Annotated in this window: 6 protein-coding genes; 4 read left to right on the top strand and 2 right to left on the bottom strand. The window is 65.8% G+C overall.

Annotated elements, in window-relative coordinates:
- Positions 1–7 precede the first annotated feature (7 nt).
- Genes FAZ97_RS31165 through FAZ97_RS31150 form a run of 4 tightly spaced genes read left to right on the top strand, consistent with a single transcriptional unit; the run spans position 8 to position 9,789 of the window.
- Positions 8–2,932, top strand: a complete 2,925-nt coding sequence (locus FAZ97_RS31165; RefSeq protein WP_158762637.1) for a putative baseplate assembly protein — start codon at positions 8–10, stop codon at positions 2,930–2,932.
- Complete coding sequence (locus FAZ97_RS31160; protein WP_158762636.1) at positions 2,929–5,238, top strand: hypothetical protein; 2,310 nt, start codon at positions 2,929–2,931, stop codon at positions 5,236–5,238. The genes FAZ97_RS31165 and FAZ97_RS31160 overlap by 4 nt, the downstream gene beginning before the upstream one ends.
- A gap of 45 nt (positions 5,239–5,283) precedes the next feature.
- Positions 5,284–9,057 carry a DUF6519 domain-containing protein gene (locus tag FAZ97_RS31155; RefSeq protein ID WP_158762635.1) on the top strand — a complete coding sequence of 1,258 codons (3,774 nt, stop codon included), beginning with the start codon at positions 5,284–5,286 and terminating at the stop codon, positions 9,055–9,057.
- A gap of 30 nt (positions 9,058–9,087) precedes the next feature.
- Positions 9,088–9,789 (top strand): hypothetical protein, encoded by a 702-nt coding sequence (locus tag FAZ97_RS31150; protein WP_158762634.1) that lies wholly within the window; start codon positions 9,088–9,090, stop codon positions 9,787–9,789.
- Between the two features lie 93 nt (positions 9,790–9,882).
- Here the strand turns inward: FAZ97_RS31150 and FAZ97_RS31145 are convergent, their stop codons facing one another.
- Positions 9,883–10,995 carry a lactonase family protein gene (locus FAZ97_RS31145; protein WP_158762633.1) on the bottom strand — a complete coding sequence of 371 codons (1,113 nt, stop codon included), beginning with the start codon at positions 10,993–10,995 and terminating at the stop codon, positions 9,883–9,885.
- Between the two features lie 148 nt (positions 10,996–11,143).
- Positions 11,144–11,836: a DUF1223 domain-containing protein gene (locus FAZ97_RS31140; RefSeq protein ID WP_158762632.1), complete on the bottom strand. Its 693-nt coding sequence runs from the start codon at positions 11,834–11,836 to the stop codon at positions 11,144–11,146.
- Positions 11,837–12,082 lie beyond the last annotated feature (246 nt).

Genomic DNA, 12,082 nt, shown 5'->3' with positions numbered 1-12,082 from the left:
GGCGCACGTGAACTGCACCGGGCTACCCAACTGCACCTGCGGCTGCTGCGCGGGCGTCAGCGTAGAAACGCCGCAAGGTGAAAACAACCGCGCCGGCTTGCCGCAAATCGCCTACCGAACCGGCACGTGGGCAAGCTTTCGCGCCTCGATGCTCGCTCGCCTGTCGAGTGCGGAGTATCCGGCGCTCGCAGCCCTGAAGACGCGCGAGAGCGACGACTTCAGCATCGCGCTCATCGATACAGCGTCGGTCATGCTGGATATCCTGACGTTCTATCAGGAGCGGCTGGCCAACGAAAGCTATCTGCGCACGGCCGTACAGCTCGATTCGCTCACGCAGCTATCGCGCCTGATCGGCTACCAGCCTGCTCCGGGTGTTGCCGCCTCGACCTGGCTCGCCTTCACGATCAAGGCCGCCACCGGCTTGCCCGTCGACCCCACCACCGGCGCGCTCACGATTCCCGCTCTGACGCAGGTGCAGAGCGTGCCCGCGCAGGGACAGACACCGCAGTCCTTCGAGACCTCCGCGCCCATTCTCGCCAAGGCGGACTGGAACGCGCTGCCCGTGCAAACGGGCGTACCGTGGATCCCGAAAACGGGCAACACGAGCGTCTACCTCGCGGGCACCGCGACCCAGTTGCAGCCGGGCGACGCCATCCTGATCGTCGGCGACGAGCGCGCGAACTGGACGGCGGCAAGCGGCGCCCCCGTGAGCGAACGTTGGGACCTCCGGATCGTGGGCGCGGTGACGCCGGACACGACACGCCAGCGTACCCTCGTGACCTGGTCGGAGCCACTCGGCGCGGCGGGCAGCGCGCCCGCCGCGGCCAATCCGGTGTTCTACGCCTTGCGCCAGCGCGCGGCGCTGTATGGCTACAACGCGATCGACCCGCTCATGCTCGCGTGGGGCACCCGCGTCACCCTTTTGAACGACAAGCTGCTGCAAGCCGGGCCGCCGCTCGACTGGACATTCGGCATCGACCCGGCCACCGGCGCGGCGCTCGCAGACGAAAGTCGTATCGACCTCGACGCCGTGTACGGCAAGCTCACGCCCGGCGGCTGGCTCGCGCTGATCCGTCCGCACGGCACCGGGACGCGCACGCCGGCCGGCGCGATCATGCTGTACCGCATCGAGTCGGTCACTTCCATGACACGTTCGGGCTACGGTGCGAGTGCGAAAGTCACGCGCATCGCGACCGATACGAACGAGGCGCTGGCTGACTATTTCGCTGCGACGCGCCTCGCTTCAGCACTCACACAGAGCGAAGCGCTCGCGGCTGCCGAGCAGCCGCTCGACTATCCGCTCTATGGCAACTGCGTCGATCTCGAAGGCGTGCGTACGGACCTTGCGAACGTGAGCGCCATCGCCGTAGTGGGCAAGAGTCAGATGCTCTCAGTCCTGCCCGGTGCGGGCGGCATCCAGTTCATACCCGACGACCAGACGGCACACGTTACGCTCAATGCGGGCGATGTCGTCACCCTGCTTCAGCCGCCTGATTTCCTGCTGCCCGACGGCACCGCCGAGGACTGGGCCAACGCGAGCGGTCTCTTCCCACTCTATGTCGCAGACAAAAATGGGCGTAGCGGCACCGTAAGCGCGGCGCTCGGCGATTTCGCACTCGTGCCGGCGGCAGCCAATGCCCCTGTCACGCAAGAGTTCGGCCTCGTCGCGAGCGTCGCGCTGGTGAGCAAGCCGTACCCGCGCACGCGCATCGTCCTCAAGAGCCCGCTTCTGAACTGCTACGACCGCACGGCGACGAGCGTGAACGCCAACGTCGGTCCGGCCACCGCGGGTGCGAGCGTGGCCGAGGTGCTCGGCAGCGGCGCGGCCGCCACACCGAACCAGCGCTTCACCCTCAAGCAAACGCCGCTCACCTATATTCAGGCGCCCACCCCGAGCGGCAGCGCGAGCACGCTCTCGGTTCTGGTCAACGGCGTTGCGTGGACTGCCGTACCGAGCCTCTACGAAGCGCCGCCGACCGCGCAGGTGTACACCGTCATGAACCTGCCGGGCGGCGCTGCGACGGTCACCTTCGGCGACAACGACGAAGGCGCAACGCTGCCCACCGGCATGGCCAACGTCCAGGCGCGCTACCGCGTGGGCCTCGGCGCCGCGGGCAACGTGGGAGCGGGGACGATCACCACGCTGGTCGACCGGCCGCTGGGCGTGGGCGGCGTGAGCAACCCGATGCCGGCCACCGGCGGACAGGACGCCCAGACAGTGGACGGCATCCGCGCCAACGCGCCCTTGTCGGTGCTCACACTAGGGCGCGCCGTGTCGCTCTCCGACTACCAGAACTACGCGGCCACCTTCGCCGGCATCGACAAGGCGTTTGCCATCTGGATCGCAAACGGCCCGTATCGCGGCGTCTGGCTCACCGTAGCTGGCGCGAACGGCGCGGCGCTCCCGCCCGGCAATCTCACGCTCGCGACACTCGTGACGTCCCTCACATCGTTCAGCAATCCGAATGTTCTGGTCTACGCACAAAGCTTCTACGAAACCACTTTCAGATTGAGCGCCGACATTGCCTGCGACCCGCGCCGCGACGCGAACGCCGTGTATGCCGCCGTGCGTGCCGCCCTGACGCTGGCTTACAGCTACGCGAAGCGCAGCTTCGGCCAGGGCGTCTCCGGCGATGAGGTCGCGCTTCTGATCCAGAATGTGCCCGGCGTGATCGCCGTGAACGTGAAAGCGCTTGTTGTCGTCGCCACGAGCACGGCGGGCGACCTCAGCAGCGCGGGCTTTTCCGTCTCGGCATACAACGCATGGATGAAAGGCGCGCTCGCCACGCCGCTGCCGCGTCCGTGCGCGGGATCGCCCAATCACATCTGCCCCTACGTGCCGGTGGCGGGCGATAGCGCGCCGCCCACGCCCGCCGAGATCCTCGTACTCGACCCAGATCCGAAACAACTCGTACTGGGAGCGATGTCATGAGTCTCGACCTGTTCCAGCTGCTGCCCGCCGTCTACCGTTTGCGCGATGCACAGATCGCCGCGGCCTCCACGCTGCTTAGCGCAGCGGAGCAGGCCGAACTCGCCGCGCTGGAGGCGAGCGTCACGCCGCTCACCGCCGACCAGCAGGCGCAGATCGCCCTGCTCACCGCGAAGGCTGCGCGCGGACCGCTGGAGTCGCTGCTCAGGGTGATCGAGGAACAGATCGCGGCCTTTGGCGACGATCTCGACCAGCTTTACGACGACCAGTTCATCGAAACCTGTGCGCAGTGGGTCATTCCTTATATCGGCGATTTGATCGGCTACCAGGCGGTGCACGGCATCACGCCTCAGGTCGACAATCCGCGCGCTGAAGTCGCGTCGACGATCTCCCTGCGCCGCCGCAAGGGCACGGTGCTCGTGATGGAGCAACTCGCGCGCGACCTGACCGGCTGGGGCGCGCACGCCATCGAGTGCTTCGAAGTACTCGCCGACGCGCAGTACATGAAGCATATCCGGCCCGCGAATTGGCATACGCCCAACGTGCGCCGCTGGCAGACGGGCTTCTATGTCAACACCGGTTTCGACCGCACGGCGCACGCCGTCGACGTGCATCGAATCGTCACCGGGCGCGGCCGCTACAACATTCAGAACATCGCCATCTTTCTGTGGTCGCTCGGCGCATACAGCGTGACCAATGTGCCCGCCACCGCCGCCACGAACACGCCCGGCGCACTGGCCTGCTTCCGGTTCAGCCCGCTTGGTATGGATATGCCGCTGTTTCATCGCGCGCAATCGCAGGGCGAGCCCATCGAGACGGCTGCCACGCCTGTGAACGTGGCGGACCGGTTGCGCCGGCGCGCGCTGTGCGAAGACATTCAAAGGGGCGTAGGTTCGGCCTGGTACGGCCCCGGCCAGAGCCTCGTGCTGGTGAAGGACGGCAAGGTGCTGAACCCGTACCAGGTCCGCGTGGCGGATCTTTCCGGGCCGGACGGTAGCTGGGCGAACGCGGCGGCGGCCGGCGCGGCGGATACGCAGTACGCCGCGCTCGTGGATCCGGAGTTGGGACGCATTCTGCTGCCCGCGGTGCCAGGGAACCCGCCACCGGCCCAGGCGCCACAGCTCGCGCTCACGTACTGCCGCGGCTTCAACGCGGACATGGGCGGCGGCGAATATGCGCGAGGCCAGAATTTCACCGTCACCGACCCTGCGTTTATCTTCCCGTATCCCGACACCGCCGTGCCGCCGCGCTACGCGAACCTGCAGCAAGCCTTCACGTTTGCCGCGACCCAGTTCGGCGAGACCGGCGCGCTCGCTTTCGAAATCGCGGGCAGCGCGCCACACGACATTGGCGGCCCGCTCGCGCTCGATCTTCCCGCGGGCACGACGCTCGAGCTGCGCGCGGCGGACGGCGCCGCGCCAACGCTCTTTCTCGACGGCGAGCTCAGCGTGAGCGGCGATGCCGACAGCACATTCATCCTGGATGGCTTCGTTGTGTGCGCAACGTCATCGATGGTGCCCGCCAAAGCGCCAGCAACCTCGCCCGCCGCATTCGTCCATGTGCCGGCTGCGCGGCCCAGTGGCGCGCCGAACCTGCTCGGCGCGCTCACGCTGCGCCACTGCACGCTGGTCCCCGGCTGGTCCGTAGCCACCGACGGCAAACCACGCTATGCAGACGCCCCCACTGTCGTCGTCGCCGCGCCCGGCACCGCGCTCGCCGCGCAGCGCGCCATCGTCGGGCCGATCCGCGCCGTGCCGCGCGCCACGGTGGAGCTATGCGACTGCATCGTCGACGCGACGGACCGCACGCGCATCGCCTACGCGGCGCCGGACAGCGCAACCGGGGCCGCCGCCCCTGAGACCGGCGGCGGCGCGCTCACGCTGCTCGGTTGCACCGTCATCGGCAAGGTTCACGCCGAACTGCTCGCGCTCGTCTCCGAGAGCATTCTCTGGGCCGCGCTCGCCTCCGGCGACACGTGGGCCGCTGGCCTCGTCGCCGATCGCAAGCAAGCGGGCTGCGTGCGCTTCAGCTTCCTGCCGTACCACGCGCTCACGCCGCGCCGCTTCAAATGCGTGGAGGCGGCACTGGCTTCGCCGAAGCCGCTCTTTCTGGCGCTGCGCTACGGTCAGCCCGCCTACGCGAAGCTCGCCGCCTCGACCGACGACAGCATTCGCCGCGGCGCCGAGGACGGCGGCGAGATGGGTGCGTTTCATTTCATCCTCGCGCCGCTGCGCGAGACCGACCTCGAGAGCCGGATGCAGGAATACCTCCCGGTTGGGCTGGAGTTCGGGCTCATCTACCAGACTTGAAAGCAGACTTAAAAGCAGACTTGATCTCTGCGACAGGAGCGCGCCGTGAGCTTCGACAACAGCCGGTTCACCTTCTCCCCGTGGAACGACTACGCCGGCGTCGTGGGTCTGCAGGGCCGCCTGCAGACAGACGCGGACTGGAACGAATGGCTCGCCGAGTTGGGACGCCGCATCCAGGCGGGTACGCTCGACCTCATGGGGCACGCCGCCTACCCGCCCACGACGCCCTACGCGTTCCAGATCGAGAACAGCACGAATGCCAGCGGCCAGCCCTCGCTCTCCATCGGGCTCGGGCGGATGTATGTGGACGGCCTGCTGGCCGAAAACCACGGCGCGCCAACGCAACAGTGGGACCCGGCGCTCGCTGAGCTCTCCGGCACGCCGCAGCCGCCGCCGGCCGCCAGCGTGAACGCCATCGACTACAGCGCGCAGCCTTACTATCCCAATGCGCCTACCGCGCTGCTCACGGGGCCGGGCGCCGCCGGCACGCTACTCGCCTACCTCGACGTCTGGACGCGGCCCGTGACCTGGCTGCAGGATTCGAACCTGATCGACAAGGCCATCAATGTCGACACCAGCGCGCGTCTGCAAACGGTCTGGCAGGTGCGCCTCATGGACGCCAGCGGCAAGAACTGGGGCTGCGGGACGCCGGACGCGGACATGTTCGGCTCGCTCGCTTCGTCAGGACGACTCGATACGTCGGTGGTGCCCAACGCCCCTTCGGGTCCCTGCTGTCTCACGACGAGCACGGGCTACACGGGCGTCGAGAACCAGTTCTACCGGGTCGAGATTCATGCGGGCGGCGCGCCCAATGCGACCGGCGCCCTTCCCACGAACAATGCCACCTTCAAGTGGTCGCGAGAGAACGCCTCCGTCATGACCGGCGTCACGCAGATCGCGATGGGCACCAACACGGCAGGTGCGCCCGCCGCCGTGCTCACGGTCATGAGCCTCGGCCGCGACCAGGTGCTGGGGTTCGCTGCGGGCAACTGGATCGAGCTGATCGACGAGGCGCACGAACTGGGCGGCCAGCCCGGCGAGATGTACCAGATCGACAGCATCGATGTGCCCGGCAAGACGATCACACTCACCTCAGCCCTGCAATCGAACGCGTTCCAAGGCCCGCTCGATCCCAAGCGTTGCACGCGTATCCGCCGCTGGGACCAGTCGGGCAAGATCTACCTGCAGGACATGACGACCGTCTGGTGCGATGTCGATGCCGCTGGCGGCATCATCCCCGTGCCCGAAGCCGGCACGCGCCTCGTTCTCGAAAGCGGCATCATCGTCAACTTCAGCCTCAGTACGCCTGTGGCGTCGGGCGGCCACTTCAACACCGGCGACTTCTGGAATTTCGCCGCGCGCACCGCTGGCGGCTGGGTCGAAGAACTCAACGGCGCGCCGCCGCGCGGCATCCATCACCACTACACCAAGCTCTCCGTCCTCACGCCACCCAACGGCGCCCCGGACTGCCGCACGCCCTGGAACCCGGGCAACGGGGCCGATTGCGGCTGCTGCAGCTGTACCGTGGGCGACGGCCAGGAAAGCGTCGGCAAATATACGTCGATCAACGCGGCGCTCGCATCGCTGAAAGGCAGCGGCGGCGAAGTGTGCATCCTGCCGGGACGCTACTTCGAACCCGTGCTGATCGAGCAGGACGATGTGATCCTGCGCGGCTGTGGCTGGCGCACGCGCCTCGCTTCGCCCAGCTTCGCGCCAACGGGCGCGAATGCCGCGGGCAATGGGAATGCAAACGCCAATGCAGCGGTCGCGGCAAGCGGCCTTTCGGCGGTGGTAACCGTGATCGGATCTCATCACGTCAAGCTGCTTTCGTTCTGCATCGAAACGGATGGCACTGACGTGGGCATCCTGCTCGACTTCGCAGCGGCGCCGGCCAACCAGACCGAGATTGCCATGATGGCCCTGCGCAACGATGTCACGACGGAGCGCGCGAGCAATACCGATATCACGATCGAGGATCTCGTGATCCTCGCATGGACGTATCCCGCCATCGCCGGGGTCAACGTGGACCTCCTGAAGATCGCGGACAACCGCATGGCCATGCGTAACACGGCCAGCCGTTTTGCGACGGTGTGCGTGAGCGGCGCCGAACTGCACGTCGAGCGCAACTGGGTGGGGCTCGTGAACACGGCCAACGTGCTCGAGCGCTTACCTCAGAGCATGGTGAACGACTACGAGCAGCAGTCGGCCGCCACGAACGCAAAGGACGCCAAGGACGTAAAGGGCACACCCGGTAATCCGAATGCGAATAATATGGATGCCAAAATACCCGCGAACGCGATGACGCTCCAGATGGCGCCGGGCGGCATCCACATTGCGGGACCGTCGCGCGACGTGTTCGTCGTCGAAAACGAAATCGAAGGCGGCAGAGGCAACGGGGTCACGCTCGGCAGTTTCGTCATACTCGACGCCAACGGCAATGCCACCGGCACGCTTACCGGCGTGTCCGCGAGCGACCCCACGGCCTGCAGTACCACGGGCTCGCTCGACCTGCCCAGCACACCAGGCGACGGCGCCAACGGCGGCTCGCTCGTGGCGGCTGGCCCGCTCGTCAACGTACTGATCGCACGCAACCGTATTCGCAATATGGGGTTGTGCGGTATCGGCCCGGTGGGTTTTTTCGACCTGAGTTCCGTGACCGAGGTGATCAGCATCCACAACCTCACCGTGCGCGAGAACGTCATCGCCCGGACCCTGCTGATGCCGATCGACTTCGGGCAATCCCGGACGGCGTTCAAGGGCTATGGCGCGATCTGCGTTCCCGACGTGCAAAACCTGAACGTGTGCGACAACACCATTACGGACTTCGGCGCGACACCGGGCGCGCTGGTATGCGGCATCTTTCTGCTGAACGCGCAAACCGCAGTCATCAGCCGCAACCGTATCGTGGAGACGCGCGATTGGGCGCTCGCGGATCCAGTGGCTCCCACGGGCAACAACGTCTTAAGCGGCGGCATCATGGCCCTGCTCGTCACGCCGCCAGTGGCCAGTGCGAGCGGCGCGTGGAGCACCTCCGCAGCGGGCGCGGCGAGCAACGAAAACCAGTCCGGCGCCGGGCTCACCGCGACGCTCTACGAGCCGGGCATGCCTGCTCTGCGTGTCGAGCACAATATCGTGCGCGTCGCGCTCGGCACAGCGCTCGCGGCCGTGGGCTATGGCCCGTATGTCATCGTGAACAATCAGTTCGCCACGGGCGGAACGGTGCCGCGCCCCGAGATCACGAACGACGCTCTCCCCGCCGCCACCGTGGAGATCCTGAACCTGGGCCAGGGCATCGATTTCCTGAACCTGGCCCAAAATTTTTCGCAGTTCAAAACATACGGCGCGGCCTTTGCGAGCAATGGCGCCACGCGTGGGCCTGCCGTGGTGTCGAATGGAACCGTCCTGTTTGCCGACAACCTCTGCCAGCTCGAAACACGCCTGAGCGGCGTACACGCCTTCACTTCGGTGCTTGTGCTGAGCCACGATCAGCTGAATTTCGCCAACAACCAGTGCTGGGTGGACGGCTCGTCACTCTGCGTCGCGCTCGACGTCGTCGCGCTCGCGGGCTCGCTGCAGATGAACGGCAACCGGCTACAGGAAGCCGTGGGCGCGGCGATTGCGTCCGGCGTCACCTACGGCATCTTCAACATCACGTGCCAGAACCTCTCGACGCTTTGCCTCTACGCCGATGCGGCGACGGCAAACTGGCGCAGGTCGACGAGCAATCTGTCCATCGCCGGCGTGCTTGCGGCGCCGTCCGGCGATGGCGACCCGTGTGGCGCGTTCGTCAATCATGCACTCACATCCGCCGGCAACTGAGCGGTCCATCGCCCCGCAGGAGACTTTCTCATGGCCACGAATTCAGAGAGCAATGCAGCGCCAGGCAACGCCCCCAGTGGCGCCGACCTGCCCGCCGTGTTGACTTCGACGTTAGGCAGCGCCGATACGCTCGCAAGCCAGCGTGTCGCGACCCTCGCGCGCATACACCAGGCGCGGGTCGCGCAGTTGACCCGAAATGCGACTGCCATCACGAAGCAATATGGTGCGAACTCGCAACAGGCCGCGGCGGCGCAGGCGACAGTCAGCACGCAGCAAAATACTGCCGCGCGAGTCGCCATGATGAGCCAGCAGCTTGCCACGCCCGCGCCGGAAGTTGCCGCCAACGGCTGGGCGCTGCACGGCCGCGTATTCAGCGCGGACCTGCAGCCGCGGCAGCGCTACTGCGTTTTCCTGGTCGACGCGAACAATACCTGGCAGAGCACGCTCGGTTTCAGCTACACCGACAGCACAGGCTATTTCGTGATTCACTACGCACCCCAGGGCGAAGCGGGCAATCAGGAGGCAGCCACGAACGAAGCCGCCGCCCCGGCGGCACCGGCGCTTTTCGTGGCAGTCGCCAACGACAAGGCTCAGCCAGTGCAGATTGGCACGACCGCGTTCCAGCCAACGACTAGCATGGCCACGTATCAGAACGTCGCGTTGCCAGCCGGGGAACCGCCGATCGGCGCCCCGCCCGCCGAAATCCGCAAGGCGGCCGAACCCGGCGGTTGAGCTTCGCTCGAGCCACCGGGAAACTCGCGGGCCCGTGCACGAGTCATCGGACCACGCAAGCGGCTCGCGAATAGACGCACCGCGGCGACGTGCCTAGCGCGCCGCAATCCCCTGGGCACCAGGCGGAACCCCCGTCACTGAACCAATCGGTTCGAGTGCCCCGTCGGGCTTCACGCGAAAGCCGCTTACCGCGCCGTTGCCCTCCCGCACGTAGAGGAATTTGCTGCGGCTGCTGAGCGCCATGTCGAGCGGCGCGCTGAGCGTCCCTGCCGTTGGATTCAGCAAGCTTAGCGTGCCGTCCGCGCCAATCTGCAGACTGCTGATCGTGCCGCTGCCCGCATTGGCGGTATAGGCATAACGCCCGTCGCCGGTTGTGACGAGCCAGCACGGAGCAGACTGCCCCAGATGGATCGAAGCACTGATCGAATCGAGATGCTTACCGTCCACGACGTCATATGAGGAAACCGAACCCGACCCGGCTTCGGAGACGATCGCATAACCGCGTGTCGTGATCGAAAAGCCGAACGGCGTCACGCCGTTTGAGGGGTGAGGCGTTGCAGTCGAGGCGTAACCGGTAAATCCAACGGCATACGTGTCAATGAGTTGCGTGCCTTTTTCGCTCACCAGCAATTCGTCGCCTTCCGGTGCGAACCTGACCTGCGCGGGTTGGGCGTTCGCGCCTCCTGCGAGCGGCCGTTGCGAGCCGGGTAGCGGAACCAGGTGCTTGCCGAACGCATCGACGACATATCCGCTGATGTTCGGTGTGCCGCCGGCGTTGACCACGTAGGCTATGTGCCCCTTCATCGCCACGCTGACGGGCATTTGACCGCCCGATGGTTCCCTGTCGAGCAGGGTCAGCTTGTCGCCGTCGACCGCGAACAGCGAAACATCGTTGCTGCCGGCATTGACGGCGAGCAGAAAGCCCGAGTCCAGCGTCAGCGAACCTTGCGAACCCAACGGATCGGCGCCTGTGCCCGCGCCTTTTCCGCCGGTCGAGTAGGTTGCCGCATAGGTAAGTGTTCCGTTTCCCGCTCGAGAAAAGACAATGACCGAGTTTCCAGACGGTTGATTCGACAGGACGTAGACCGCCCCTCGCCCATCGCCCTCGGAATCCGCTCGCGCAACACTGATCGAAGCGAATCCCAACGCGGCGGTGAGCGCGATGGTTCGACAGAGCAACGATGACCTGCAGGTGACAAATGACATGGCGAACTCCTGATCGGGTAGATTCGATTTCGCTGAAGGTACTGCCACTGCACTGAGCGCTCATTTCTTGGGCGCTCCAATCTATAGTTTGGAATCCTTATCGAAAACTCGAATCGAATTCCGCGTCATGCCAATCCTGCCGACCTGCTCAAAGCCCGCCGTTGGCGACCCGCGCCGCACCGATAATCGCACCGTCTGCCGACTGGATCAGTATTGCCGCCTGTTCGCCAGCGGGTGTCGTGCTTTCAAGTTTCAACGACGTGCCTGTCCATTCGCCGACGGTTTGTATCGAGCGAACGATATTCGATTCCCTGAGCGTGCGACCGGTGTTTTCGCCTCGTGCAACGTTCGTTTCATGTTCGGCGTCGTAGCCGACCAGCACGACTTGCGCATGACCGGTGCCGCGCCCAACCGTGACGGATATCGTGCTGCCGTGACGCACACCGCTCACCGTCACCTCAGCCTCGTCGGATTTTCGAGCGATCGCGAATGCCGCCTCGGCTGCACGCCGATTCGAACCCACCAATCCCTTCCGACCGTCGATCACCATTTCCGGCGTATAGGGACTGTCTCCAAACCGGACGCCGTACGCCGCCTGGCGCTGCGTGGCGGCCTCCAGCGAATAAGGATCCTGCCAGCCCAGACTGTTCCAGTACGTCACATGAAACGCGAGTGGCAGCAAGTCCGGACGGTCACGAGAGAGCTCCGACAAAAACGCATCGGCCGGCGGGCACGAGGAGCACCCTTCCGAAGTAAACAGCTCGACAACGACCGGGCGGGCTAACGCCGCAACGGGCGCGAGAAGCAGAAAGGACGCGACAGCAACGAGCCGTGCCAACATGATCGGTCTCCAGGGTGACGGGCCTGCCGTTCAATTCGTCGCATGCGCGCAGCGAGTCTGCCATTGCAGGCAGACCCGCATACCCAAACAACGCAGCCGGAATTGAGGGCCACCGTCAAGCCGCATTCAGATACGGACATTCGTTGTCCGAGTCTGTTAGTTCGTTCGGTTACGCGTTCCGGTTACAGCCGGGAGATTTTTTTTGCGAGAGTGGATTGTCGGCGGCGATTGCGCGTGTCCTGCGCG

This window comes from Paraburkholderia acidiphila (genome assembly GCF_009789655.1).
GTDB lineage: Bacteria > Pseudomonadota > Gammaproteobacteria > Burkholderiales > Burkholderiaceae > Paraburkholderia > Paraburkholderia acidiphila.
Note: the sequence above shows the minus strand (reverse complement) of the source record. Positions and strands in the feature narration are given on the sequence as shown.

Coding starts and splice junctions, on each gene's coding strand:
- FAZ97_RS31160 (WP_158762636.1), top strand. CDS start 2,929: ATGAGTCTCGACCTGTTCCAGCTGCTGCCCGCCGTCTACCGTTTGCGC.
- FAZ97_RS31150 (WP_158762634.1), top strand. CDS start 9,088: ATGGCCACGAATTCAGAGAGCAATGCAGCGCCAGGCAACGCCCCCAGT.
- FAZ97_RS31145 (WP_158762633.1), bottom strand. CDS start 10,995: ATGTCATTTGTCACCTGCAGGTCATCGTTGCTCTGTCGAACCATCGCG.
- FAZ97_RS31140 (WP_158762632.1), bottom strand. CDS start 11,836: ATGTTGGCACGGCTCGTTGCTGTCGCGTCCTTTCTGCTTCTCGCGCCC.